The sequence below is a fragment of the Pseudomonas sp. MPB26 genome (genome assembly GCF_046605355.1).
Taxonomy (GTDB): domain Bacteria; phylum Pseudomonadota; class Gammaproteobacteria; order Pseudomonadales; family Pseudomonadaceae; genus Aquipseudomonas; species Aquipseudomonas cedrina.
This window is the reverse complement of record NZ_CP176793.1, coordinates 4,610,080-4,636,247: the sequence shown is the minus strand read 5'-3', so window position 1 is coordinate 4,636,247 and position 26,168 is coordinate 4,610,080. Positions and strand designations below refer to the sequence as shown.

The window sequence follows — 26,168 nt, the reverse complement described above, 5'->3', positions numbered from 1 at the left end:
GAATCAGATACCCCAAAGAATCTGCACACCCCAGACGAAGTAAGCGAACATCGCGATGCCGCATACTGCCTGGAAGAGGAAACGGACTGCGGTCGCGGACTTGCCCAGCGCCATTGGCGTCAGGTAGTCGGTCGCGATGGTCCACATGCCGACCCAGGCGTGAGCGCCCAGGGCTACAAGGGCCAGCAGGCTGAAGATTCGCATCGCATTGTGGGCGAACAGGCCGTGCCATTGCTCAAAGCCGATGCCCGGGTTTGCGACGAGGTATCCGATCAGGAAAATGAAATAAGCCGCGAGAACGACCGCAGACACACGCTGTGCCATCCAGTCATAGAGGCCCGAACGCGACAGATTCGTAACGCTGGTTACCATATCCAAACTCCTGCCAGAACGATCAGCACCACGGAAATGGCGATGATGATTTTAGAGCCCAGCTTGCCGCCTTCCAGCGTCTCACCGATGCCCATGTCCATGATCAAGTGGCGCACGCCGGCTACCAGGTGATACAGCAGAGCGGACAGGAGGCCCCATGCTACGAACTTGGCCAGCGGGCTGGTCAAGTATGCCTTCACCTCGGCAAAACCTTCCTCGGAACCCAGGGATTTGCTCAATGCATAAAGCATGATGCCCAGGCCCAGGAACAGGATGATGCCGGAAACACGGTGCAGGAACGACGTAACGCCGGTGATGGGGAGTTTGATGGTCCTTAGGTCTAGGTTTACAGGTCGTTGGCTATTCACGGCTTTTTTCACACTTAAGAGCCCCTAACAATCAGGGCAAAGTTGTCGGGGAGTGCACTGGTCAGGTAAGCACCACCCAGGGAGTGCGACCCCCAATGAAAGCAAGCCCAAAAGCCCTTGGCGGTCGGTGGCCGAGTATAGACAGTTAGGTTACTAATGACAACGCGCGCTCCTCACCCTAATAGCGGATTGCGCTGGGGGGATAAAAGGCGTAAACGGCGTTCAATTTCGACGAAATAGTAGGGTTAAAGCCTTCTGGGGCAAGACTTTAGGCAAATTGACATCTGAATTTATCTCACTATAGTGGTGCGGGCCCTGCGTGGGGGGCTGTCTGATGATTTGAAGCATAAATAGGAGGCCACATGGCTGACAAAAAAGCGCAGTTGATCATCGAGGGCGCAGCCCCCGTCGAGCTGCCCATTTTAACCGGCACCGTTGGTCCCGATGTTATCGACGTACGGGGCCTGACGGCCACGGGCCGTTTCACTTTCGACCCAGGCTTCATGTCGACCGCCTCTTGCGAGTCGAAGATCACCTATATCGACGGCGACAATGGCATTCTGCTTCACCGCGGGTACCCGATCGAGCAACTCGCCGAACAGTCGGACTACTTGGAAACCTGCTACCTGCTGCTAAATGGCGAATTGCCAACAGCCGAGCAGAAGGCCCAGTTCGTCAGCACCGTGAAGAACCACACCATGGTTCACGAGCAGTTGAAGACTTTCTTCAACGGTTTCCGTCGCGACGCTCACCCGATGGCCGTCATGTGCGGCGTGGTCGGCGCCCTGTCGGCCTTCTATCACGACTCCCTCGACATCAATAACCCGCAGCATCGCGAAATTTCCGCGATCCGCCTGGTTGCCAAGATGCCGACCCTGGCGGCAATGGTTTACAAGTACTCCATGGGCCAACCCATGATGTACCCGCGCAACGACCTGACGTACGCGGAAAACTTCCTGCACATGATGTTCAACACGCCGTGCGAGATCAAACCGATCAGCCCGGTGCTCGCCAAGGCCATGGACCGGATCTTTATCCTCCACGCCGACCACGAGCAGAACGCCTCCACCTCTACCGTGCGCCTGGCGGGCTCTTCGGGTGCCAACCCGTTCGCCTGTATCGCCGCCGGCATCGCCGCGCTGTGGGGCCCTGCCCACGGCGGTGCGAACGAAGCCGTATTGACCATGCTCGATGAAATCGGCGATGTCTCCAACATCGACACGTTCATCGCCAAGGCCAAGGACAAGAACGATCCGTTCAAGTTGATGGGCTTCGGCCACCGGGTCTACAAGAACCGCGACCCGCGCGCCACCGTCATGAAGCAGACCTGCGACGAAGTGTTGAAGGAACTGGGCATCAAGAACGATCCGCAACTCGAACTGGCCATGCGCCTGGAAGAGATCGCCCTGACCGACCCGTACTTCATCGAACGCTCGCTGTACCCGAACGTCGACTTCTACTCGGGGATCATCCTCAAGGCGATCGGCATTCCAACCAGCATGTTCACCGTGATCTTCGCCCTGGCGCGGACCGTGGGCTGGATCTCCCACTGGAAAGAAATGCTCTCCAGCCCGTACAAGATTGGCCGCCCGCGCCAGCTGTACACCGGCTACGAGTCGCGTGACATTACCAAGCTGGAAGATCGCAAGTAAGCACTTGGCTTAGTTGTACTGAGAACGGCCTCCCTTAGTGGAGGCCGTTTTTGTTTGTGCCGCCTGGTCTACCGCTATCGCAGGCAAGCCAGCTCCCACACTGGCCGCACTCCGGCCCACTGTGGGAGCCGGGCTTGCCCGCGATGAGGCCGGCACAGGCAACCTTAAACCCCAGGCAAAAAAATACCCCGGCCTTTCGACCGGGGCATTTCTATCCAGCTACAACCTTAGTGGTCAACCGCCCCACTCGCCCCCAGGCCAGTCTGCGAACGCACAAACTGCGGGAAGAACAGCGCACGCTCTTTCTCTGCCGCCGCCGACTTGTCGGTGATGGAGAAGAACCAGATGCCGACGAACGCAATGATCATCGAGAACAGCGCCGGGTACTCATACGGGAAGATGGCTTTTTCATGATGCAGGATCGAGACCCAGATGGTCGGACCCAGCACCATCAGGCCGACGGCACTGACCAGGCCCAGCCAGCCGCCGATCATGGCGCCACGGGTGGTGAGGTTCTTCCAGTACATGGAGAGCAACAGCACCGGAAAGTTACAGCTGGCGGCAATCGAGAACGCCAGGCCGACCATGAACGCGATGTTCTGGCTTTCGAACAGGATGCCCAGGCCGATCGCCAGCGCCGCCAAGGCGATGGTGGTGATCTTCGAGACGCGAATCTCATCCTTGTCGTTGGCTTTGCCTTTCTTGATCACGCTGGCATACAGGTCATGGGACACCGCCGAGGCACCCGCCAGGGTCAAACCGGCAACCACTGCCAGAATGGTGGCAAATGCCACGGCCGAGATGAAGCCCAGGAAGATACTGCCACCCACCGCGTTGGCCAGGTGCACCGCCGCCATGTTGTTGCCGCCCAGCAAGGCGCCTGCAGCATCCTTGAACGCCGGGTTGGTGCTGACCAGCAGGATCGCGCCGAAGCCGATGATAAAGGTCAGGATATAGAAGTAACCGATGAAGCCTGTGGCATACAGCACGCTCTTACGCGCTTCCTTGGCATCGCTCACCGTGAAGAAGCGCATCAGGATATGCGGCAGGCCGGCGGTACCGAACATCAACGCCAGGCCCAGGGAGAATGCCGAAATCGGATCTTTCACCAGGCCGCCGGGGCTCATGATCGCTTCACCTTTAGGGTGAACCTTGATCGCCTCGGCGAACAGCATGTTGAAGTCGAAGTTGACGTGTTTCATCACCATCAGCGCCATGAACGAGGCACCGGACAGCAACAGCACGGCCTTGATTATCTGCACCCAGGTGGTCGCGAGCATGCCGCCGAACAGCACATACAGGCACATCAGGATGCCCACCAGGATGACCGCGACATGGTAGTCCAGGCCAAACAGCAGTTGGATCAGCTTGCCCGCGCCCACCATCTGCGCGATCAGGTAGAACGCTACCACCACCAGCGAACCGCACGCCGACAGGCTGCGGATCTGGGTTTGCCCCAAGCGGTAGGATGCCACGTCGGCAAAGGTGTACTTACCCAGGTTACGCAGGCGTTCGGCGATCAGGAACAAAATGATCGGCCAGCCCACCAGGAAGCCGATCGAGTAGATCAGGCCGTCGTAGCCGGAGGTGTAGACCAGTGCGGAAATCCCCAGGAAGGAAGCCGCCGACATATAGTCACCGGCAATCGCCAAGCCATTCTGGAAACCGGTGATCTTGCCGCCTGCCGCATAGTAATCGGCCGCCGACTTGTTACGCTTGGACGCCCAGTAGGTGATGCACAGGGTGGCCCCCACAAACGCAACGAACATTACGATGGCCGAGACGTTCAGGGGTTGCTTTTGCACGGCACCGGTCAATGCGTCCGCGGCCCAGACGGCCGGGGCAAACAGCGAAGCGCCGAATACTGCCAGTAGACGCCGGATCATTGCGCAGCCTCCTTGAGAATCGCATTGTTCAGGTCGTCAAACTCGCCATTGGCCCGGCGCACATAGATGCCGGTCAGGATGAAGGCGGACACAATCAGCCCGACGCCCAGGGGAATGCCCCAGGTAATCGACGAACCGGGGCTGATCTTGGCCCCCAGTACTTGTGGCCCATAGGCGATCAACAGGATGAAAGCGGAGTAAAGCCCTAGCATGATCGCCGAGAGAATCCAGGCGAACCTTTCCCTTTTTCTCACCAGCTCCTTGAAACGCGGGCTGTTTTGAATCGAGAGGTAAATGCTGTCGTTCATTGTTTTTATCCTCGCAGCACAGCTTTTTATTATTTTGGAACATGGCCACTGTATGCGGCTGTGGGGCAGGTTCCAGACGACCTTAGTAGTAGATCGAGTGTAGCGAGGGTTGGCGGGTGTGCAGAAACAATTAAGGGTGCAGAAATTAATGTGGGAGGGGGCTTGCTCCCGAAGGCGTCGTGTCAGTCAAACAGGTGTGACTGACACGGCGCTTTCGGGAGCAAGCCCCCTCCCACAGGGGTTGTATCAGCGCTGGTTACTTGGCGATCCACTCGGCGACGCGTTCCGGGTGCTTGGCCACCCAATCCTTGGCTGCGGCATCCGGCTTGGCGCCTTCCTGGATGGCGAGCATGACTTCGCCGATTTCATCCTTGGAGGCCCACTGGAATTTCTTCAGGAAGGCTGCGACTTCCGGCGCTTTCTTCTCCAGGCCCTTGCTGCCGATGCTGTTGACGGTTTCAGCAGCACCATAAATCCCTTTTGGATCGTCCAGGAAACGCAGTTTCCACTTGGCGAACATCCAGTGCGGCACCCAACCGGTGACGGCGATGGAGTCCTGCTTGTCTTCGGCACGGGTCAACTCGGCGATCATCGCAGCGCCCGAGCTGGCTTGCAGTTTGTAATCGAGACCGTACTGCTTGATGGCTTCGTCGGTCTTGAGCATCACGCCTGAACCGGCGTCGATACCGACGATCTTGTTCTTGAAGGTGGTGTCGGTCTTGAGGTCTTCGATGGACTTGGCCTTGACGTACTCCGGCACGATCAGGCCGATTTTCGCATCCTTGAAGTTGGGGCCGTAGTCGACCACCTTGTCCTTGTTCTTGGCCCAGTATTCACCGTGGGTGACCGGCAGCCAGGCGGAGAGCATGGCATCGAGCTTGCCGGTGGCGACGCCCTGCCACATGATCCCGGTGGCGACCGCTTGCAGTTTCACGTCATAACCGAGCTTCTGCTTGATCACTTCAGCCGCCACGTGGGTGGTGGCAACGCTGTCCGACCAGCCATCGACATAGCCGATGCTCAGGGTTTTGCTGTCGGCGCTGGCCAGTGTGGAGCTCATCGCAACTACCAGAGTGGCAGCTGCGCCCAAGAGTCGTCGCATCTTCATAGTACTTCCCCGAAAGTGCTGCGCCCGGCGGATGCCGGGCGGCGTCAACCTGTTGTTATGTGGTGCACCGCGCCCCCTTCACGCGCATCGATCCGGCTGCTAGGTATCAGTGGAGTGCTGACAGTTTGATCATCAACCTGCCGGGGTCTTCGACCTGCTCTGTCAGCGACCTTATCCAAGCAGGAAACGACATCACCTGGCCAGTAGGACGTTTTGCACCACTTGACGTCAAAATCCCGCCCGAACTTTGCATGTCAAAATCATGCAGCCCCACTGGCGCGGAGCAAATCCGGGTAAGATGCGCGCCTTTGCTCCCCCAGATAAGCCGACCATGCCCGCGACTGCCCGCTTCCCTGCCCTGCCCTATTTCTTCGCCTTGATCCTCGGCCTGCTGGCCCTGGTCGGCTACTGGTATGGCCTCGGCCGGCCCGTGGTGCTGCCCGATGTCGCCAGCGCCACGCACAAGATGCAGTGCGCCTCGTACACGCCCTTCGACAAAGACCAATCGCCGTTCGACCAGCCGTTCACGCTGCGCCCGAAACGCATGGACGCTGACCTTGCCCTGCTTGCCACGCGCTTCGAGTGCATTCGCACCTATTCCATGACCGGCCTGGAAGCCTTGCCGGACATGGCGCGCCGGCATGGGCTGAAGGTAATGGCCGGCGCCTGGGTCAGCAGTGACCCGGTGGCGACCCAAAAGGAGATCGAACAACTGATCGCCGCGGCCAACGCCAGCCCGGACGTCGTGACTTCAGTGATCGTCGGCAACGAAGCGCTGCTGCGCAAGGAAGTCACTGCCGCGCAATTGGTGAAGCTGATCCAGACCGTCAAGAGCCGGATCAAGCAGCCGGTGACCTACGCCGACGTGTGGGAATTCTGGCTGCAACACCCGGAAATTGCCCCGGCGGTGGATTTCCTGACCATTCACCTGTTGCCGTACTGGGAAGATGATCCGTCCGGAATCGATCAGGCCCTCAAGCACGTGGGCGATGTGCGCCAGACCTTTGGCCACAAGTTTGCCCCCAAGGACATCCTGATCGGGGAAACCGGCTGGCCCAGTGAAGGCCGCCAGCGCGAAACGGCTGTGCCGAGCCGGGTCAACGAAGCCAGGTTCATGCGCGGTTTCGTGGCCATGGCCGAGGCCAATGGCTGGCGCTATAACCTGATCGAAGCCTTCGACCAGCCCTGGAAGCGCGCGAGTGAAGGCGCCGTGGGCGGTTATTGGGGCCTGTTCGATGCCGATCGCCAGGACAAGGGCATTCTTGCCGGGCCTGTAACCAATGTGCCGTACTGGCCCGTGTGGCTGGGGGGCGGCGGCTTTATCCTGCTGGTTACCCTGGCGCTGGGCGGTCGCGTACGCAGCACGCGCGCCGCGATCGCATTGCCCCTGTTGGGCGCGGTGGCCGCGTGTTCCACCGGCACATGGGCCGAACTCAACCGCGTGACCGCACGCTTTGGTGATGAATGGGTATGGGCGGGTCTGCTGGTGGCCTTGAACCTGCTGGTGCTGGCCCATGCGGCATTGGCCTTGAGCGCGCGCGAGGGCTGGCGTGAGCGAGCGTTCAATTGGTTTGAGCAGCGTGCTGGCTGGCTGGTGGCGATTGCAGGGTTTGCAGGAGCGGTGATGATGCTGGCGTTGGTGTTTGACCCGCGCTATCGCAGCTTCCCGAGTGCGGCGCTGGTGCTGCCGGCCCTGGTGTACCTGGTGCGTCCGGTCACCGGGCCGCGTCGAGAGATCGCGTTGCTGACCTTTATCATCGGTGCCGGCATTGCGCCGCAGTTGTACCGTGAGGGCCTGTTGAATCAGCAGGCTTGGGGTTGGGCGGTGGTCAGCCTGCTCATGGTTGCAGCCTTGTGGCGGTGCTTGCGGGTGCGCAAGACTTAAGACCGCTATCGCATGTAGTGAGCGGGCTTGTCGAATCGTCGCACCGCCCGCGCTGGGTGGCGAAGCCGCCCCAATAAGGACGCTGCAGTGTTTCAGATAGAACACGGTCGCCTGGTTTGGGGCGGCTGCGCCACCCAGCGCGGGGCAAGCCCGCTCACTACAAGTACCGTGTACCTTCGATGAACCCCTGTCAGGCGCCGCGAGACTTCCTGACCAACCGCAACCCCGCAATCACCACCGCAAACACCGCAAAGGTGGTGTTGTACAACGCCAGCGCCGGCAACCCGAATACCAGCCCCAGCACCGCCAGCCCCCGCCCGGCGCGACCCGGCACAAAAAACGCCAGCACCGCCGTGACCAGCGCCGCCCAGCCCAGCACGTTGAAGTGAATGATCAAACCCAGGTTCGAACGCAGCTGGCATTCCCAGCGGCTGGCCTCATCGGCGCAGATCCCCACCCACTGTCCGTCTTCCATGAAGCCGTAGCGCGCGCCATAACTGGCAGCCAGCCACAGCGGCAGGGCAATAAGCAGCAGAATCAACGGCAAGTGACGAGACATTGGGGCACTCCGAAAGGCAAAAATGGCGCTCAGCTTAATGCCCCGGTGGCCGTTAACAAGGTGCATACACACAATTAGTGTTCATCCGGACGTGTCAACGTGTATCGTCTGGCTGTTATTACCCCGATTCCGACGTTATTTTCCGACTTTTCGTGCCGAGAGCTGGCACTTCGGTGGCAACGCGGTGGTCATAGCCTGCGAATTCATCAAGCACGTTTCCTCTTAGGGATTAAGTCATGCTCCGTTCCTTGCGCTGTGCTGCCTTACTGGGCAGCCTTTTTCTGAGTGCGTCAGCACTGGCCGTCGATATCGACCAAGCCAGCTATGGCTACCCTTTGACCAACCCGTTTGAAGCGACCATCGCCACCACCCCGCCTGACCTTCGGCCGAAATTGCCGAGCGATGACGAGATCAACCAATCCGACTACACCCTGAACATGCGCCCCGAGCGCGAATTCAGCCTGCCGGATAACTTCTGGGCGGTGAAGAAACTCACCTACCGCATCGCCAAGCAGGATCGCGCCGCGCCGCTGATCTTCCTGATCGCGGGCACCGGTGCGCGCTTTGACAGCAGCATCAACGAATACCTTAAAAAACTCTATTACCAGGCCGGCTACCACGTGGTGCAACTGTCCTCGCCCACCAGCTTTGACTTCATCGCCTCGGCTTCGCGTTTCGCCACCCCCGGCATCAGCCAGGAAGACGCCGAAGACATGTACCGCGTGATGCAAGCCGTACGCGCGCAGAACGCTTCGTTGCCAGTGACCGACTTCTACCTGACCGGCTACAGCCTGGGCGCCCTGGATGCGGCCTTTGTCAGCAAGCTCGACGAGACCCGTCGCAGTTTCAACTTCAAGAAAGTGCTGCTGCTGAACCCGCCGGTCAACCTCTACACGTCCATCACCAACCTCGACAAGCTGGTGCAGACCGAGGTCAAGGGCATCAACAACACCACCACCTTTTATGAACTGGTGTTGAACAAGCTGACCCGTTACTTCCAGCAAAAGGGCTATATCGACCTTAATGACGCCCTGCTCTACGATTTCCAGCAGTCCAAGCAGCACCTGACCAACGAACAGATGGCCATGCTGATCGGCACCTCGTTCCGCTTCTCGGCGGCCGACATCGCCTTTACCTCGGACCTGATCAACCGCCGTGGCCTGATCATTCCGCCAAAGTACCCGATCACCGAAAGCACCAGCCTCACGCCGTTCCTCAAGCGTGCGCTGCAATGCGATTTCGACTGCTACCTCACCGAACAGGTTATCCCGATGTGGCGCGCACGCTCCGATGGCGGCAGCCTGCTGCAACTGGTTGACCAGGTCAGCCTGTACGCCCTCAAGGATTACCTGCACGACAGCCCGAAAATCGCAGTCATGCACAACGCCGACGACGTGATCCTGGGCCCGGGCGACCTCGGTTTCCTGCGTAAAACCTTCGGCGATCGCTTGACCGTCTACCCGCTGGGCGGCCACTGCGGCAACCTCAATTACCGCGTCAACGCCGACGCCATGCTGGAGTTCTTCCGTGGCTAAATATCTTCTGTTGCTCGCCGCCTTGATGTGCGCGGGCGTGGCCAATGCCGACAACAGCAAGGCTCACGAACCCACCGTGGTGGGCTCCGACGGCTTCAAGGAACCGCTGACCAAGCTCAAGTTCAACCCGGGCCTGGACCAGCGTGAATTCGAGCGCTCGACCCTCACCGCGCTCAACGTGTACGACCCGCTGGAAGCGTGGAACCGGCGCGTGTACCACTTCAACTACCGCTTCGACCAATGGGTGTTCCTGCCGGTGGTCGACGGTTACCGCTATGTCACGCCCAGCTTCCTGCGTACCGGCGTGAGCAACTTCTTCAACAACCTGGGCGACGTGCCCAACCTGTTGAACAGCTTGTTGCAACTCAAGGGCCACCGCTCCCTGGAAACCACCGGCCGCCTGCTGGTCAACACCACCATCGGCATCGCCGGCCTGTGGGACCCGGCCACCTCCATGGGCCTGCCGCGCCAGAGCGAAGACTTCGGCCAGACCCTGGGCTTCTATGGCGTGCCTGGCGGCGCCTACCTGGTACTGCCGATCTTCGGCCCGTCGAACCTACGCGACACCGGCGGTTTGCTGGTGGATTACACCGCTGAAAACCAGATCAACTTCCTCAACGTCGCCGAAGTCAGCTCCAACCACCCGGAAATCTGGGCGCTGCGCGCGGTCGACCGGCGCTACCAGACCAGCTTCCGGTATGGGCAGATGAATTCGCCATTCGAGTATGAGAAGGTGCGCTACATCTATACCGAATCGCGCAAGTTGCAGATTTCCGAGTAAACAACGCGCACAAAAAAGGCCATTCGCGTGAATGGCCTTTTTTATGCCTGGGATTCAAGCCCTGAGTGCTTTCCACGCCTTGCCGACCACGCTGACCAGCGCCAATACCAGGGCCCCCGCAATCACCCCCGCCACGCCATTGAGCAGGGGCGGCACCAGCCACGCCGCCGCACCCGCGCCCTGGCTGACCGATTCGATCCAGTGATGCACCACCGGTACGCCATGGGTGAGAATCCCGCCGCCCACCAGGAACATCGCCGCCGTACCGATCACCGACAGGCTCTTCATCATGTACGGGGCCGCGCGCAGGATGGCGCCGCCGACACTGCGCGCTACCTGGCCAGGCTTCTGAGTGAGCCACAGGCCCAGGTCATCCAGCTTGACGATACCCGCGACCAACCCGTAGACGCCCACGGTCATGACAATCGCGATGCCCGAGAGCACGATCACCTGTTGCGTCAGTGGCGCGTCGGCCACGATGCCCAGGGTGATGGCGATGATTTCAGCCGAGAGGATAAAGTCGGTACGGATAGCGCCCTTGATCTTGTCTTTTTCGAACGCCACCAGATCGGTGGCCGGGTCGGCCACGGCTTGCACCAATTGCGTGTGTTCAGCCTGATCTTCGGTCTTGCTGTGCAGAAACTTGTGGGCCAGCTTCTCGAAGCCCTCGAAACATAGGTAGGCCCCGCCAAGCATCAACAGTGGCGTCACTGCCCAGGGGGCGAAGGCGCTGATCAACAAGGCCGTCGGCACCAGGATCAGCTTATTGACGAATGAGCCCTTGGCCACCGCCCACACCACGGGAATTTCCCGTTCGGCACGTACGCCGCTGACCTGCTGGGCATTGAGCGCCAGGTCGTCGCCCAGCACGCCGGAGGTTTTTTTCGCGGCCATTTTGGTCATCAGGGCGACGTCATCGAGTACGGCGGCGATATCGTCGATCAACACCAACAAACTGCTTCCTGCCATGAATCGGGCTTCCGTATAGAGGGGGATGGGGCGAGCATAGCGCGGCGCAACGCTTTGCGGGCACATTGTTGAGGCCCGCGGATGGCCGGTGCTACCATGCGCAACCGCCTGTACTGGCAAGGAAACCCCTGGTTTATGAGCACCATTCGCGAGCGCAACAAACAAAAAATCCTGCGGGCGGCCAGCGAGGAGTTTGCCGACAAGGGCTTCGCCGCGACCAAAACCAGCGACATCGCCGCCAAGGCCGGGCTGCCCAAGCCCAACGTCTACTATTACTTCAAATCCAAGGACAACCTCTACCGCGAGGTGCTCGAAAGCATCATCGAGCCGATCCTGGCCGCCTCCACGCCGTTCAACCCGGACGGCGAGCCCAAGGACGTGTTGAGCAACTACATCCGCTCGAAAATCCGCATCTCCCGCGACCTGCCCTTCGCCTCCAAGGTATTCGCCAGCGAAATCATGCACGGCGCCCCGCACCTCAGCGCTGAGCAGGTCGAGCAGTTGAACGCCCAGGCCAGGCACAACATCGATTGCATCCAGCACTGGGTGGATAGCGGCCTGATCGCGCCGATCGACCCCCGCCACTTGATGTTTAGCATTTGGGCGGCGACGCAGACGTACGCGGATTTCGACTGGCAGATCTCGGCGGTGACCGGCAAGGCCAAGCTGGATGAGGCGGATTATGAAGCGGCGGCGTTGACGATTATTCGGTTGGTGTTGAAGGGGTGTGAGCCGGACTGAGAGAACGGGGTGAAGCTATCGCAGGCAAGCCAGCTCCCACACTGCCCTGCGCCGTACACAACATGTATGAATTGCCCAAATCCCCTGTGGGAGCGGGCTTGCCCGCGATAGCGCCCGGCCAGACACATCCAGCCAAAAGCCTGCCGATCATTCTTAGCCCCTCAAAACTAGCCTCTCAGAACACCATCTGAAGAGAGGCCATGGAATGCCTGATCTCCCCGCGTCAAAACGTCTGCGTATCGGTCGCTACAACGAACCCAACCGTATCTATCTGCTGACCAGCAATACCCTTGATCGCATACCTGTATTCAGCGACTTCAACCTGGGCCGTCTGGTCGTCCAGCAGTTCAGGATTGCCCAGAATCAAGGACTGGCTACTTCCCTGGCTTGGGTGGTGATGCCTGATCATTTCCACTGGTTGATCTCGCTGGATAAAGGCTCACTTGCCGATTTGATGCGTCAGGTAAAGTCCAAAAGTACCCGAATCGTGAATGCGGTTGCCGGGCGTCAAGGCCGCCTTTGGCAGCCGGGTTTTCACGACCATGCCGTGCGCCGGGAGGAAAACCTTGAAGCAATAGCCCGATACATCGTGACCAACCCACTTCGAGCCGGTCTGGTGAAGAAGTTTGGCGACTACCCGCTTTGGGATGCCATTTGGCTTTGACTTGATACCGAGTCGTCTGCATCGCGGGCAAGCCCGCTCCCACAGGGATCGCTAGGGGTCACATATTTTGTGTCGACACCAATCAACGTGGGAGCTGGCTTGCCTGCGATAGCTTTTTAACAGTCACCAAAGACTCAAGCCAACACCCCCGCATCCGCCATCAACCCCACCCCCTCGATCGCCGTAATCGCGCACTGCTCATCAATGTCCGAGGTATCCCCACTGATGCCGATCGCGCCCAGCACCACGCCCTGTTGATCCCGAATCAACACACCACCCGGTGCCGGCACCACGCTGCCCTGCCCCAGGCTGTTCAACGCCGCGATAAACGCCGGGCGTTGTTGCGCATCCAGCGCCAGCAGGCGTGAGCCTTTGCCCAGGGCAATCGCGCCCCAGGCCTTGCCGACTGCTATCTGCGGGCGCAGCAGGCTGGCGCCGTCTTCGCGTTGCAGGGTGATCAGGTGGCCGCCGCTGTCGAGCACCGCGATCGTCAGCGGTGCGGTGCACAGGGTGCGCCCTGCACTGAGGGCATGGCTGGTCAACTGGGTGGCGATTTTCAAGGTTAAAGCGCTCATGGTGCCGTCCTTCTTTTGTTATTGGGAAAGCGGTGGAGGCCTGAATGATCAGAAACCGGATCAAACAAATAGAGCACAATAGTAATATATTTTGTATACAATATTTTCGCACAAAGTTTTCAGATGTCGAGAAAACGCTCATAAAGACCCTCACGACGAACGTCAGAGTCAAAAAACAAAATGCATTGACCTGCGCCGCCCACCGTGAATACACTCTGGCAAGAACACCACTTGTATACAATTACAAAACGCAAGAGGCACCAAAACCATGAGCAAAATGAGAGCAATCGAAGCCGCCGTCCTGGTGATGCGTCGTGAAGGCGTGGACACCGCCTTCGGTATCCCGGGCGCCGCGATCAACCCGCTGTACTCGGCCTTGCAAAAAGTGGGTGGCATCGATCACGTCCTCGCTCGCCACGTTGAAGGCGCCTCCCACATGGCCGAGGGCTACACCCGCACCAAAGCCGGCAATATCGGCGTGTGCATCGGTACCTCGGGCCCGGCGGGTACCGACATGGTCACCGGCCTGTACAGCGCCTCGGCCGATTCCATTCCGATCCTGTGCATCACCGGGCAAGCACCCCGCGCCCGTATGCACAAGGAAGACTTCCAGGCCGTGGACATCACCAGCATCGTCAAGCCGGTGACCAAGTGGGCAACCACCGTCCTCGAACCTGGCCAAGTACCGTATGCGTTCCAGAAAGCCTTCTTTGAAATGCGCTCCGGCCGCCCGGGCCCGGTGCTGATCGATCTGCCGTTCGACGTGCAGATGGCCGAGATCGAATTCGACATCGACGCCTACCAGCCGCTGCCCCTGGCCAAGCCCTTGGCCACGCGCATCCAGGTGGAAAAAGCCCTGGCGATGCTGGACCAGGCCGAGCGCCCGTTGCTGGTCAGCGGCGGCGGCGTGATCAACGCCGACGCCAGCGAACTGCTGGTTGAATTCGCTGAATTGACCGGTATCCCGGTAATCCCGACCCTGATGGGCTGGGGCACCATCCCCGACGATCACCCGCAGATGGTCGGTATGGTCGGCCTGCAAACCTCGCACCGCTATGGCAACGCGACGATGCTCAAGTCGGACGTGGTGCTCGGCATCGGCAACCGCTGGGCCAACCGCCACACCGGTTCGGTCGAGGTCTACACCGAGGGCCGCAGGTTCATTCACGTCGACATCGAGCCAACGCAGATCGGTCGCGTATTCACACCGGACCTTGGCATCGTTTCTGACGCCGGCGCCGCGCTGACGATGTTCATTGAAGTGGCCCGCGAGTGGAAAGCCGCAGGCAAGCTCAAGGACCGCAGTGCCTGGCTCAACGACTGCCAGCAGCGCAAGGCCACCCTGCACCGCAAGACGCATTTCGACAACGTGCCGGTCAAGCCGCAACGGGTGTACGAAGAGATGAACCAGGTGTTCGGCAAGGACACGTGCTACGTCAGCACTATCGGCCTGTCGCAGATCGCCGGCGCGCAATTCCTGCATGTGTACAAGCCGCGCCACTGGATCAACTGCGGCCAGGCCGGCCCGCTGGGCTGGACCATCCCGGCGGCCCTCGGCGTGGTCAAGGCCGACCCGAGCCGCAAAGTAGTAGCGCTGTCTGGCGACTATGATTTCCAGTTCATGATCGAAGAACTGGCGGTGGGCGCACAGTTCAAGCTGCCCTACATCCACGTGGTGGTGAACAATTCTTACCTGGGCCTGATCCGCCAGGCCCAGCGCGGGTTTGAAATGGACTACTGCGTGCAGCTGTCCTTCGACAACCTCAATGCCCCGGAACTCAACGGTTACGGTGTCGACCACGTGGCCGTCGCCGAAGGCCTGGGTTGCAAGGCACTGCGCGTATTCGAGCCGGGCGAGATCCAGCCGGCACTGCGCCGCGCCGAGGAAATGATCAAGGAATTCAAGGTTCCCGTGATCGTTGAGATTATTCTGGAGCGCGTGACCAATATTTCCATGGGCACCGAGATCAACGCCGTCAACGAATTCGAAGACCTGGCACTGGTCGGCAACGATGCGCCGACTGCCATTGCCCTGCTCGATTAAGGAGAACCCTATGCCGCGTTTCGCCGCCAACCTGTCCATGCTGTTTACCGAACAGGACTTTCTGGCTCGCTTCAAAGCCGCCGCCGACGCTGGCTTCGAAGGCGTCGAGTACCTGTTTCCGTATGAGTTCAGCTCTGCCGAGATCAAGGCGCAACTCGATGCCCACGGCCTGACCCAGGTGCTGTTCAACCTGCCGGCCGGTGACTGGGCCAAGGGCGAACGCGGCCTGGCGTGCCACCCGGACCGGGTCGAGGAGTTCCGCGCCGGGGTCAAGCTGGCCATCGCCTACGCCCAGGTGCTGGGCAACACCCAGATCAACTGCCTGGCGGGCATCCGGCCACAAGGCGTTGATGACCAAATCCTGGAAAAAACCTTTGTCGCCAACCTCAGATATGCCGCCGACAAGCTGCAAGCGGTGGGCATCAAGCTGGTGATGGAAGCGATCAACACCCGCGACATTCCGGGTTTTTACCTCAACAACACGGCACAAGCCCTGGCGATTCGCGAGCAGGTGGGCAGTGCCAACCTGTTCCTGCAATACGACATCTATCACATGCAAATCATGGAAGGCGACCTGGCCCGCACCATGGCCGCGCACCTGGGCGAGATCAACCATATCCAGCTGGCGGACAACCCTGGGCGCAACGAGCCGGGCACCGGTGAGATCAACTATCGGTTTCTGTTTGAGCACCTGGATCGCATTGGGTACACGGGTTGGGTCGGCTGTGAGTACAAGCCGTTGACCACTACCGAAGCGGGGCTTGGCTGGCTCAAGACCCATGTGGGAGCGGGCTTGCTCGCGAATGCAGTCTGACATTCAGCATTGATGTTGACTGATACACCGCTTTCGCGAGCAAGCCCGCTCCCACATTGGATCTCCTGTGTTTGCGGGACCGTATCTGGCTGCACATCGAATAAAAAGAGGATTTCTTCATGGCTAAAATCGGATTCATCGGCACCGGCATCATGGGTCAACCCATGGCCGCCAACCTGCAGAAAGCAGGTCACCAACTGTTCCTGTCCGAGCACCACGGCAAGGCCCCGCAAGCGCTGATCGACGCAGGCGCGGTGGCCCTGGCCAACCCGCAGCAAGTGACGCAGGAAGCTGAGTTCATCATCGTGATGGTGCCCGACACGCCACAGGTCGAAGACGTGCTGTTGCGCGCCGACGGCGTGGCCGCTGGCCTGTCGGCAGGCAAGGTAGTGATCGACATGAGTTCGATCTCGCCCACCGCCACCAAGGCGTTTGCCGCACAGATCAACGAAACCGGCGCGCAATACCTGGACGCGCCGGTGTCCGGTGGCGAAGTCGGCGCCAAGGCCGGCACCCTGAGCATCATGGTGGGTGGCGAAGCGCAGACCTTTGAACGCGCCTTGCCGCTGTTCCAGACCATGGGCAAGAACATCACCTTGGTCGGCGGCAATGGCGACGGCCAGACCGCCAAGGTGGCCAACCAGATCATCGTTGCGTTGAACATCCAGGCGGTGGCCGAAGCGCTGCTGTTCGCCGCCAAGAATGGCGCAGACCCGGCCAAGGTGCGTGAAGCGCTGATGGGCGGGTTTGCATCGTCGAAAATCCTCGAAGTGCACGGCGAGCGCATGATCAAGGGCACCTTTGATCCGGGCTTTCGCATCAACCTGCACCAGAAGGATCTCAACCTGGCCCTGGCCGGCGCCAAGGAGCTGGGGATCAACTTGCCGAACACCGCCGGTACGCAGCAGGTGTTCAGCACGTGCGCGGCGTTGGGCGGTGGGAATTGGGACCATTCGGCGTTGATCAAGGGCTTGGAGCATATGGCGAGCTTTTCGATTCGCGATAAATAACCCCATTTGAGATGCAGACCCGTGTCCAATGATCGTTCCCACGCTCTGCGTGGGAATGCAGCCCAGGGCGCTCTGCGTCCCAAAGCGTGACGCAGAGCGTCACAAGAGGCATTCCCACGCAGAGCGTGGGAACGATCGTCCGCTCAAATTTGCTGCACCCCTAACAACAAGAATCCCCCGGGAGCCCGCTTATGTCGGTCGATCCGCAACACCTGCTTCGCGAGCTGTTCGCCACAGCCATCGATGCCGCCCATCCCCGGCAAGTGCTGGAACCCTACCTGCCCGCCGACCGCAGCGGCCGCGTGATTGTGATCGGTGCCGGCAAGGCCGCCGCCGCCATGGCCGTTGTCGTCGAAAATTGTTGGGAGGGCGAAGTCACAGGCCTGGTCGTCACCCGTTACGGGCACGGCGCGCCGTGCAAAAGAATCGAAGTGGTCGAAGCCGCCCACCCGGTGCCGGATGCCGCCGGCCTGGCCGTGGCCCAGCGCGTGCTGGGATTGATCAGCAACCTCAGCGAAAACGACCGTGTGATTTTCCTGCTGTCCGGCGGCGGCTCCGCCTTGTTGGCCCTGCCCGCCGAAGGCATCACCCTGGACGACAAGCAAACCGTCAATAAGGCCCTGCTCAAATCCGGCGCGACCATTGGCGAGATGAATTGCGTGCGCAAGCACCTCTCAGCCATCAAGGGCGGCCGACTGGCCAAGGCGGCATGGCCAGCGACGGTCTACACCTACGCGATTTCCGATGTGCCGGGCGACCAGGCCACGGTGATTGCCTCCGGCCCCACCGTCGGCGACCCCAGCACCTCGCAGCAGGCCCTGGCGATTCTCAAGCGCTACCACATCGAAGCACCCGCCTCCGTGCGCAGTTGGTTACAGGACCCGGCGTCGGAAACCGTCAAGCCCGGCGACCCGGTGCTCGCCCGCAGCCATTTCCAGCTGATCGCCCGCCCGCAGCAATCCCTGGAAGCGGTGGCGGTAAAAATACGCCAGGCCGGTTTCAGCCCGTTGATCCTCGGCGACCTGGAGGGCGAAGCACGGGACGTGGCCAAGGTGCACGCCGGGATTGCCCGGCAGATCGTGCAACATGGTCAGCCGCTGGCGGCGCCGTGCGTGATCCTCTCCGGCGGTGAAACTACCGTCACCGTACGCGGCAATGGCCGTGGCGGGCGCAACGCGGAATTCCTGCTAAGCCTCACCGACAGCCTCAAGGGCCTGCCCGGCGTGTACGCCCTGGCCGGCGATACCGACGGCATCGACGGTTCGGAAGATAACGCCGGCGCGATCATGACCCCCAGCAGCTACGCCCGCGCCGAAGCCCTCGGCCTGTCGGCCAGCGATGAGTTGGATAACAACAACGGCTACGGCTATTTCGCCGCCCTCGACGGTTTGATCATCACCGAGCCGACGCGCACCAACGTCAACGACTTTCGCGCCATCCTGATTCTTGAGACTGCCAACCATGACGCCTGACAAGAAAGTCAAAATCCTCGCCACCCTGGGCCCCGCCACCGACGGTATCGATGACATCCGCGAGCTGGTGGAAGCCGGGGTCAACCTCTTTCGCCTCAATTTCAGCCACGGTGACCACGCCGATCACGCCCAGCGTTACCAGTGGATTCGTCAAGTAGAACGCCAGTTGAATTACCCGCTTGGCATCCTCATGGACCTGCAAGGGCCGAAGCTGCGGGTGGGATGTTTTGCCGAGGGCAAAGTGCAACTGGTGCGCGGCCAGGCCCTGCGCCTGGACCTGGATGAAACACCGGGGGATCAACGCCGGGTCAACCTGCCCCATCCGGAAATCCTCAAGGCCCTGGAACCGGGCATGGACCTGTTGCTGGACGACGGCAAGCTGCGCCTGCGGGTCCTCACCAAACATGCGGACGCCATCGACACCACGGTGCTGAACGGCGGCGAATTGTCTGACCGCAAAGGCGTGAACGTCCCACAAGCGCTGTTGGAACTCAGCCCGTTGACCGCCAAGGATCGGCGCGACTTGAGCTTCGGCCTGGAGCTGGGGGTGGACTGGGTGGCGCTGTCGTTCGTGCAGCGCCCGGAAGACATCCGTGAAGCCCGCGAGTTGATCGGCGACAAGGCCTTCCTGATGGCCAAGATAGAGAAGCCGTCGGCCGTGCAATGCCTGCGGGAAATCGCCGAACTGAGCGACGCAATCATGGTGGCCCGAGGCGACCTGGGCGTGGAAGTGCCCGCCGAAAGCGTGCCGCAGATCCAGAAAGACATCATCCGCACCTGCCGCCAGTTGGGCAAACCGGTGGTGGTGGCCACGCAAATGCTGGAATCCATGCGCTTCTCGCCGGCGCCGACCCGTGCCGAAGTCACGGATGTCGCCAATGCGGTGGCCGAAGGCGCGGATGCGCTGATGCTGTCGGCGGAAACCGCGTCCGGCGAATACCCGCTCGAAGCCGTGCAGATGATGAGCAAGATTATCCGTCAGGTCGAAAGCGGTCCGGACTACCAGACGCAGTTGGATGTCAGCCGGCCCAAGGCGGATGCCACGGTGTCGGACGCCATCAGTTGCGCGATCCGCCGCATCAGCAGCTTCTTGCCGGTGGCGGTGCTGGTGAACTACAGCGAGTCCGGCAGCTCCAGCCTGCGCGCGGCGCGGGAACGGCCGGCGGCAGCGATCCTCAACCTCACGCCGAACCTTGCCACGGCGCGGCGGTTGAGCGTGGCGTGGGGCGTGCATTCGGTGGTCAACGACCGGCTGCGCCAGGTGGATGAGGTGTGCTCCACGGCGCTGGAGATAGCGCAGGCCCAAGGCATGGCGCAGCGCGGGGATACGTTGGTGATTACCGCCGGGGTGCCGTTCGGGCAGCCTGGGTCGACCAATTCGCTGCGTATCGAGACCCTATTGTAGGAGCGAGCTTGCTCGCGAAGAACGTCAACGATGACGCGGGTAGCCTGAATGCACGCGGCGCCCTTGGGGTTTTCGCGAGCAAGCTCGCTCCTACAGGGAGCTGCCATGCACAACCAGACCTGCCCCGACTGGGCCGAAGCCCTGCTCAACGGCTTCAGCCAGATCTTCCTGCAGCGCCAGCCGCTGTGTGGCGTGCTGTGCCTGCTGGCCATCCTGATCGGCGCCCCGGCTGCCTTCGGCGGGGCGTTGCTGGGCGGTGTGGCGGGCCTGCTCACGGCCCAGCGGCGCGGGTATCCCAAGGTGGAACGCCAGGCCGGCCTTTATAGCTACAACGGTGCGCTGCTGGGCTTGTTGATCAGCCAGCACTTTGCCTGGTCGGCCTTGTTGCCGCCGCTGATCCTGGCGTGCGGTGGCCTGAGTGCGATCCTGACGCGGCAATGGTTGAAACGCGCCAGCCAGCCCGATGACTTGCCGGCCTATACCGCGCCTTTTGTCGGCCTGGGCTGGTTGCTGCTGGGCACGGCGCCGCCGGGCACGTTGGCCTTGAGCGAACCCGACAGCGTGGCCCTCTTCACCGCGCCTTTTAGCGGGCTTGCCCAGATCATGCTGCTGGACCAGCCCCTGGCGGGTGGCCTGATTGCGCTGGGCCTGTGGCTGGCCGACCGGCGCGCCGCCGTGTGGGCGCTGATCGGCGCCAACGTTGGCATGCTGGCGGCGCTGTGTCTGCACGAACCGGCCAGCGCCCTTCTCGGCCTGCACAGTTACAACCCGGCATTGGCGGCGCTGGCCCTGAGCCAGGTACGTCGCCAACCCTGGTGGCCACTGCTCGGCATCCTGCTGGCGATCCTCCTCACACCGGGCTTTGCCGCCCTGCATCTGCCCACGTTGACCGCGCCGTTCATCCTCGCTTGCTGGTTGGTGCGCGCAGGCGCGCGCGTGTTGCGCAAACCCCGCATGGACAGTCCCTTCGAATCCCCCTAGGCTTGCCCGATATCAGTTTCAGGCGGGATTTATGGACAGCAACAACGACTGGCGCCAGCGGCTCTACGTCATGGTTTTCCAAAGCGACACCGCCGCCGGGCGGCGTTTTGACGGCATCCTGTTGCTGATCATCCTCGCCAGCCTGGTGGTCGTGATGCTCGACAGCATCGACCAGATCCACCAGCACTACGCCGACGTGCTGGCGTATATCGAATGGGGTTTCACGCTGATCTTCCTGATCGAGTACGGGTTGCGCCTGTACTGCTCGCCGAAACCGCTGCGGTATGCCTTCAGCTTCTACGGGCTGGTGGACCTGCTGGCCATCGTGCCCGGCATCCTCGCCCTGTACTACAGCGATGCCCAGTACCTGTTGATCATCCGCATCATCCGCATGCTGCGCATCTTCCGGGTGCTAAAGCTCAGCCCGTACCTCAAGCAAGCCAATTACCTGATGGCGGCGCTGCGTGGCAGCAAACAGAAGATCGTGGTGTTCCTGGTGAGCGTGTGCACACTGGTCACTGTGTTCGGCACCTTGATGTACGTGATCGAAGGCCCGGAACACGGCTTTACCAGCATCCCCAAGGGCATCTACTGGGCCATTGTGACCCTGACCACCGTGGGCTTTGGCGATATCGTGCCGAAGACGCCGCTGGGCCAGGTGATTTCCTCACTGGTGATGATCACCGGTTACTCGATCATCGCCGTGCCCACCGGTATTTTTACCGCCGAACTGGCGAGTGCCATGCGTGGCGAACAGCTGCAAACCGACTGCCCGGTGTGCAAGAAAAACAGCCATGAACCCAACGCAGCCTTTTGCTCACGCTGTGGCAATGCGCTGTTCAAGAAAGTGGAATAAGCACAGTACGCTTTATTCTTTAAGCGTGCAGACCGCGCCCGCTATAGTCGCTGGCATATTGCCCTCAATTGACAACCGTCTCGAACAACAAGGAATGAGCAATGAAAAAACTCGTTAGCGCCTCCCTCCTGGCCGCCGGCCTTGCCCTGGCCGGCGCCGTCCAGGCAGCCCCCGTTACACTGCTCAACGTCTCCTACGACGTGATGCGCGATTTCTACAAGGACTACAACGCCGCGTTCCAGAAACACTGGGAAGCCGAGCACCCGGACGACAAGCTGACCCTGCAGATGTCCTTCGGGGGCTCCAGCAAGCAAGCGCGCTCGGTCATCGATGGCCTGCCGGCGGACGTGATCACCATGAACATGGCCACCGACATCAACGCCCTGGCGGACAACGGCAAACTAGTGCCGGACAACTGGGTCACCCGCCTGCCGAACAACAGCGCGCCGTTCACCTCGGCCACGGTGTTTATCGTGCGCAAAGGCAACCCCAAAGCCCTGAAGGACTGGCCGGATCTGTTGAAAGACGGCGTACAGGTGATCGTGCCCAACCCGAAAACCTCGGGCAACGGCCGCTACACCTACCTGTCGGCCTGGGGCTACGTGTTGAAGAACGGCGGCGACGAAGACAAGGCCAAGGCGTTCGTCGGCAAGCTGTTCAAACAGGCGCCGGTGCTGGATACCGGCGGCCGTGCCGCCACCACCACGTTCATGACCAACCAGATCGGCGACGTGCTGGTAACCTTTGAAAACGAAGCGGAAATGATCGCTCGTGAATTCGGCCGTGACCAGTTCGAAGTGATCTACCCAAGCGTCTCCGCCGAAGCCGAGCCGCCGGTGTCGGTGGTCGACAAAGTCGTCGACAAAAAGGGCACCCGAATCGCTGCCGAGGATTACTTGAAGTACCTGTGGTCGCCACAAGGTCAGGAAATCGCGGCCAACAACTACCTGCGTCCGCGCGATCCGAAGGTGCTGGCCAAGTACACCGACCGCTTCCCGAAAGTCGATTTCCTCTCGGTGGAGAAGACCTTTGGCGACTGGCGCACCGTGCAGAAGACCCACTTCAATGATGGTGGGGTTTTCGACCAGATCTATTCCGGTCAGTAACTGAAGAAACGCGGTCAGTGTGGGAGCTGGCTTGCCTGCGATAGCATCACCTCGGTCTGGCTGATAGACCAAGGTGACAGCATCGCAGGCAAGCCAGCTCCCACATTGGTTTTGTATCTTTGCAGTTACATCGGCGGTGTTATGCCCGTTAACAGTTCAGTCATCAATCCCCGGCATGAGTGTTATCACCGCGAGCGGCCTACTCGGCGTTGGGCCTTGTCTTTATTCTCGCTCGCCATCTCCCTCGCCTTTTATGAGAACACCATGAACGCTACCCCACACGCTGCAAGCACCATGACCCGCGGGATGGTGATGCTGTTTGCGTTTTGTTGCGGCGCTATCGTCGCCAACATCTACTACGCGCAACCGATCATCGAAATGATCGCGCCGGACATCGGCCTCACGCCCGCCATGGCCAGCCTGATCGTATCGCTGACGCAAATCGGCTACGCCCTGGGCCTGTTTTTCCTGGTGCCCCTGGGTGACCTGCTGGAAAACCGCAAGCTGATGATCGCCACCACAGTGCTGGCCATTGCCAGCCTGTTGGGCGCGGCGGTGACCGAACAACCGAACCTGTTCCTGCTGGTGTCGTTGCTGATCGGGTTCAGTTCGGTGTCGGTACAGATCCTGATCCCCTTGGCCGCGCACCTGGCGCCGGCCGAGTCCCGTGGCCGTGTGGTCGGCAGCATCATGGGCGGCCTGTTGCTGGGCATCCTGCTGGCCCGGCCAGTGTCCAGCGTCGTGGCGGATCACTTCGGCTGGCGTGCGATGTTCATGGCGGCGGCGGCGTTGATGGCGTTTATCAGCGTGGTGTTGCTGATCACCATCCCCAAGCGTCAACCCGACCACAGCGCCAGCTATGGCCAACTGCTGCGTTCCCTGGGCGCGCTGCTGCGTGAACAACCGGTGCTGCGCCAACGGGCGTTCTACCAAGGCTGCATGTTCGCCAGCTTCAGCCTGTTCTGGACCGCCGTCCCGCTGGAACTGGTGCGCAACCACGGCTTGAGCCAGACCCAGATCGCACTCTTCGCCCTGGTGGGCGCCATTGGTGCCATCGCCGCGCCGATTGCCGGCCGCCTGGCTGATGCCGGCCACACCCAACGCGCGTCCCTGCTCGCCATGGTCCTGGCGGTGTTGAGCTTCCTGCCGGCTTTCGTCCACCCGCTGTACAGCTTGATCGGCCTGGCCGTGACCGGCGTAGTCCTGGACTTCTGCGTGCAGATGAACATGGTCCTCGGCCAACGCGCCGTTTACGCCCTTGACGCCAAAAGCCGCAGCCGCCTGAACGCGCTGTACATGACCAGCATCTTCATCGGCGGCGCCTTCGGCTCGGCAATCGCCAGCAGCGTGTACGAACACGGCGGCTGGCTGGGTGTGGTGCTGGTGGGCAGCGCGTTCCCGCTGGTGGCGCTGGTGCGGTTCCTGAGTGCGTCGCGTCAGGCCAAGGCGGCTACCGCTTGAGTGCGGGGTTCAATGCTGGTTTTTTCCTGCAGAGGCCTGGCCAGACACTGATGTCAGCAGGTTCAGTACCCGCGAGAAAAACCCCAGTAAGGTGGTGGTAACCATTTGGATCAAGCCGGTGCTGCCTTGCCGTGAATTATCCTGCAACGGGGCAGGGGCTGGGGCGGGAGCAGGTTCGGGAGCAGGTGCGGGTGGGGCCGGCGTGGGCGCGGGCTGGACCTCAGGCGGCGTCGGCCCATCCCAGCGCACGTCGGCGGGGTTGATCTGCCTTTTGCTCTCGACCCGCAGGTCCGCATTACCCGTGCCCTTGAGGTCAATGGTCAGGCTTGAATGCCCCGTATTGGCATCGTGCTTGAGTACCGCCTCCCCGGCTCGGCCGGTGAAGCGATCGGTAAACACCAGGGCGCTTACGCCCGCGGCCTTCAAGGCTCCCGACACGTCGATCCGATCGGTACCGCTGGCGAAGTCCTCGATCATGTCAGGCCTGTCCGGCGTTGAATCACTGGCGTTGTCATACACAAAAGTGTCCGCGCCACCGCCGCCTCTCAGGGTGTCGGCCCCACCCCCACCCTTGAGCCGATTGGCGGCGTCATTCCCCAGGAGCCTGTCGCGACCGGCGCCGCCAGTCGCGTTTTCAATCACGCAGCCCTTGGCAATGGACACATTGCCCTTCAACCCGCCAATGTCGGAAAACGCTTCGGCGCTCAGGTTGATGGTCTGGTCCTGGGTAAAACCGGAGAAATCCAGGGTGTCGACACCGCCGCCGTCCCACACGCAGAAGATCGGTTTATCCGTCGCGCTCTCGAGGCTCAACGCCTCCCGCTCGGTGTTGGAATTGAAGCCATAGGTGGTGTCGGTGTTACGGGTTTGCTGGTTGGCGCCGTACAGGCGTTGCGCCGCGGCGATATCGTCCATCATCGGCGCCGACGGGTTCTGCCCCTTGAAGTCGTGAGTCCCCCGATTACTTTCCGACCAGTAACTCATCACTGTGCGCGCCTTTGTGTCCTCGGCATACAGTGCCCCCCTCTGGTAACTGGAACCGTCGCCGTTGTAGTTGCCTGGATGATGAAGGCCAATGGCGTGGCCGACCTCATGAATGGCCGTGGAAGAAAAGTGGCTACCCAATGCCGGTGATCGGCTTTCTCCCAGCGTGCCGATAGTGGCATAGTTGTTGGCCGTAAAACGGTTGGGAAATGAGGCATAACCCCGATCACTGCGCGGGTTATTGAGGATGTTGAGGCTGCCATCGGCACCGCCCGATCGCTCGCGAAAACTGATATTGGCTACATCCTCCCAGGACTGCAGGGCCTGGCGGACGCGTTGCTGCTGCGCGTGCGTGAAACTGTTATCTACCGTGTAGTTCACATCGACTTTAGAGTCGCCATCACGGTCGTGATAATGCAGGTTTCCCCGCGTGAGTTGCCGGGCTGCCTGGTCCGTTGTGTAAGAGGGTTTATTCCCCACTCCTACACCAAACGGGCCGAAGTCCGACGCCGGCAGGCGATCTACAGGACTAACACGAAGCAGGTCAAAAATGTTCATTGTGCGGCACCTTCAGTTTTCACAAAGAGAGCCGGCCAACCGAGCGTTGGCCAGCCGTTCCAGTGGTAAAACTC

Annotated in this window: 24 protein-coding genes; 15 read left to right on the top strand and 9 right to left on the bottom strand. The window is 60.9% G+C overall.

The window, feature by feature from the left end:
* Positions 1-3: 3 nt before the first annotated feature.
* Together sdhD and sdhC are read right to left on the bottom strand one after the other, a co-directional pair.
* Entirely contained in the window at positions 4-372 is a 369-nt protein-coding gene (gene sdhD, locus ACLH0H_RS21480) for a succinate dehydrogenase, hydrophobic membrane anchor protein (RefSeq protein WP_065884231.1), read from the bottom strand.
* The gene (gene sdhC, locus ACLH0H_RS21475) at positions 366-752 is read right to left on the bottom strand and encodes a succinate dehydrogenase, cytochrome b556 subunit (protein WP_217894922.1); all 387 of its coding nucleotides are present in this window, start codon (positions 750-752) and stop codon (positions 366-368) included. Before sdhC ends, sdhD begins: the two co-directional genes overlap by 7 nt.
* Positions 753-1,102: 350 nt before the next feature.
* Between sdhC and gltA the strand changes: the two genes are divergently transcribed.
* Complete coding sequence (gene gltA, locus ACLH0H_RS21470) at positions 1,103-2,392, top strand: citrate synthase (RefSeq protein WP_003233249.1); 1,290 nt, start codon at positions 1,103-1,105, stop codon at positions 2,390-2,392.
* Between the two features lie 227 nt (positions 2,393-2,619).
* Here gltA and ACLH0H_RS21465 read toward each other — a convergent pair whose 3' ends face one another.
* From ACLH0H_RS21465 to ACLH0H_RS21455, 3 genes are all read right to left on the bottom strand, one after another.
* Positions 2,620-4,278, bottom strand: a complete 1,659-nt coding sequence (locus ACLH0H_RS21465; protein ID WP_411379537.1) for a cation acetate symporter — start codon at positions 4,276-4,278, stop codon at positions 2,620-2,622.
* Positions 4,275-4,586, bottom strand: a complete 312-nt coding sequence (locus ACLH0H_RS21460; protein WP_003190001.1) for a DUF485 domain-containing protein — start codon at positions 4,584-4,586, stop codon at positions 4,275-4,277. The genes ACLH0H_RS21465 and ACLH0H_RS21460 overlap by 4 nt, the downstream gene beginning before the upstream one ends.
* Positions 4,587-4,842: 256 nt before the next feature.
* The gene (locus ACLH0H_RS21455) at positions 4,843-5,694 is read right to left on the bottom strand and encodes a glycine betaine ABC transporter substrate-binding protein (RefSeq protein WP_076950477.1); all 852 of its coding nucleotides are present in this window, start codon (positions 5,692-5,694) and stop codon (positions 4,843-4,845) included.
* A gap of 331 nt (positions 5,695-6,025) precedes the next feature.
* Between ACLH0H_RS21455 and ACLH0H_RS21450 the strand changes: the two genes are divergently transcribed.
* Positions 6,026-7,579 (top strand): glycosyl hydrolase family 17 protein, encoded by a 1,554-nt coding sequence (locus ACLH0H_RS21450; RefSeq protein ID WP_411379536.1) that lies wholly within the window; start codon positions 6,026-6,028, stop codon positions 7,577-7,579.
* A gap of 190 nt (positions 7,580-7,769) precedes the next feature.
* Here ACLH0H_RS21450 and ACLH0H_RS21445 read toward each other — a convergent pair whose 3' ends face one another.
* A complete protein-coding gene (locus ACLH0H_RS21445; protein ID WP_411379535.1) occupies positions 7,770-8,138 on the bottom strand; it encodes a hypothetical protein in 369 nt (122 codons plus the stop codon).
* Positions 8,139-8,374: 236 nt separating this feature from the next.
* Between ACLH0H_RS21445 and ACLH0H_RS21440 the strand changes: the two genes are divergently transcribed.
* The gene (locus tag ACLH0H_RS21440) at positions 8,375-9,673 is read left to right on the top strand and encodes a serine/threonine protein kinase (RefSeq protein WP_076950474.1); all 1,299 of its coding nucleotides are present in this window, start codon (positions 8,375-8,377) and stop codon (positions 9,671-9,673) included.
* The gene (locus tag ACLH0H_RS21435) at positions 9,666-10,454 is read left to right on the top strand and encodes a VacJ family lipoprotein (protein WP_076950473.1); all 789 of its coding nucleotides are present in this window, start codon (positions 9,666-9,668) and stop codon (positions 10,452-10,454) included. Before ACLH0H_RS21440 ends, ACLH0H_RS21435 begins: the two co-directional genes overlap by 8 nt.
* Positions 10,455-10,508: 54 nt before the next feature.
* On the opposite strand, the gene ACLH0H_RS21430 is transcribed toward ACLH0H_RS21435, so the two are convergent.
* Positions 10,509-11,423 (bottom strand): DUF808 domain-containing protein, encoded by a 915-nt coding sequence (locus tag ACLH0H_RS21430; protein ID WP_411379534.1) that lies wholly within the window; start codon positions 11,421-11,423, stop codon positions 10,509-10,511.
* A 135-nt stretch (positions 11,424-11,558) separates the two neighbouring features.
* Here ACLH0H_RS21430 and ACLH0H_RS21425 point away from each other — a divergent pair, with 135 nt between their 5' ends.
* Both ACLH0H_RS21425 and ACLH0H_RS21420 read left to right on the top strand, forming a co-directional pair.
* Complete coding sequence (locus ACLH0H_RS21425) at positions 11,559-12,164, top strand: TetR/AcrR family transcriptional regulator (protein ID WP_411379533.1); 606 nt, start codon at positions 11,559-11,561, stop codon at positions 12,162-12,164.
* A gap of 205 nt (positions 12,165-12,369) precedes the next feature.
* Positions 12,370-12,828 carry an REP-associated tyrosine transposase gene (locus tag ACLH0H_RS21420; protein WP_411379532.1) on the top strand — a complete coding sequence of 153 codons (459 nt, stop codon included), beginning with the start codon at positions 12,370-12,372 and terminating at the stop codon, positions 12,826-12,828.
* A 134-nt stretch (positions 12,829-12,962) separates the two neighbouring features.
* Here the strand turns inward: ACLH0H_RS21420 and ACLH0H_RS21415 are convergent, their stop codons facing one another.
* Positions 12,963-13,403, bottom strand: a complete 441-nt coding sequence (locus ACLH0H_RS21415) for a GlcG/HbpS family heme-binding protein (protein WP_076950470.1) — start codon at positions 13,401-13,403, stop codon at positions 12,963-12,965.
* Between the two features lie 268 nt (positions 13,404-13,671).
* Here ACLH0H_RS21415 and gcl point away from each other — a divergent pair, with 268 nt between their 5' ends.
* The 9 genes from gcl to ACLH0H_RS21370 all read left to right on the top strand — a co-directional run bounded on the left by gcl (position 13,672) and on the right by ACLH0H_RS21370 (position 24,552).
* Positions 13,672-15,447, top strand: coding sequence for a glyoxylate carboligase (gcl, locus tag ACLH0H_RS21410; protein ID WP_307385973.1), 1,776 nt, complete (start codon positions 13,672-13,674; stop codon positions 15,445-15,447).
* 10 nt (positions 15,448-15,457) lie between these two features.
* Entirely contained in the window at positions 15,458-16,261 is an 804-nt protein-coding gene (gene hyi / locus ACLH0H_RS21405) for a hydroxypyruvate isomerase (RefSeq protein WP_411379531.1), read from the top strand.
* Positions 16,262-16,380: 119 nt separating this feature from the next.
* Positions 16,381-17,271, top strand: coding sequence for a 2-hydroxy-3-oxopropionate reductase (locus ACLH0H_RS21400; protein ID WP_411379530.1), 891 nt, complete (start codon positions 16,381-16,383; stop codon positions 17,269-17,271).
* A 191-nt stretch (positions 17,272-17,462) separates the two neighbouring features.
* Positions 17,463-18,743 (top strand): glycerate kinase, encoded by a 1,281-nt coding sequence (locus tag ACLH0H_RS21395; protein ID WP_411379529.1) that lies wholly within the window; start codon positions 17,463-17,465, stop codon positions 18,741-18,743.
* Positions 18,733-20,148 (top strand): pyruvate kinase, encoded by a 1,416-nt coding sequence (gene pyk, locus ACLH0H_RS21390; protein ID WP_411379528.1) that lies wholly within the window; start codon positions 18,733-18,735, stop codon positions 20,146-20,148. The genes ACLH0H_RS21395 and pyk overlap by 11 nt, the downstream gene beginning before the upstream one ends.
* A 105-nt stretch (positions 20,149-20,253) precedes the next feature.
* A complete protein-coding gene (locus ACLH0H_RS21385; RefSeq protein ID WP_411379527.1) occupies positions 20,254-21,129 on the top strand; it encodes an urea transporter in 876 nt (291 codons plus the stop codon).
* 31 nt (positions 21,130-21,160) lie between these two features.
* Complete coding sequence (locus ACLH0H_RS21380; protein WP_411379526.1) at positions 21,161-21,985, top strand: ion transporter; 825 nt, start codon at positions 21,161-21,163, stop codon at positions 21,983-21,985.
* Positions 21,986-22,086: 101 nt separating this feature from the next.
* Positions 22,087-23,091, top strand: a complete 1,005-nt coding sequence (locus ACLH0H_RS21375) for a sulfate ABC transporter substrate-binding protein (protein ID WP_076950462.1) — start codon at positions 22,087-22,089, stop codon at positions 23,089-23,091.
* 264 nt (positions 23,092-23,355) lie between these two features.
* Positions 23,356-24,552 carry an MFS transporter gene (locus tag ACLH0H_RS21370; protein ID WP_411379525.1) on the top strand — a complete coding sequence of 399 codons (1,197 nt, stop codon included), beginning with the start codon at positions 23,356-23,358 and terminating at the stop codon, positions 24,550-24,552.
* Between the two features lie 9 nt (positions 24,553-24,561).
* Here ACLH0H_RS21370 and ACLH0H_RS21365 read toward each other — a convergent pair whose 3' ends face one another.
* A complete protein-coding gene (locus tag ACLH0H_RS21365; protein ID WP_411379524.1) occupies positions 24,562-26,094 on the bottom strand; it encodes a M10 family metallopeptidase C-terminal domain-containing protein in 1,533 nt (510 codons plus the stop codon).
* Between the last annotated feature and the right edge of the window lie 74 nt (positions 26,095-26,168).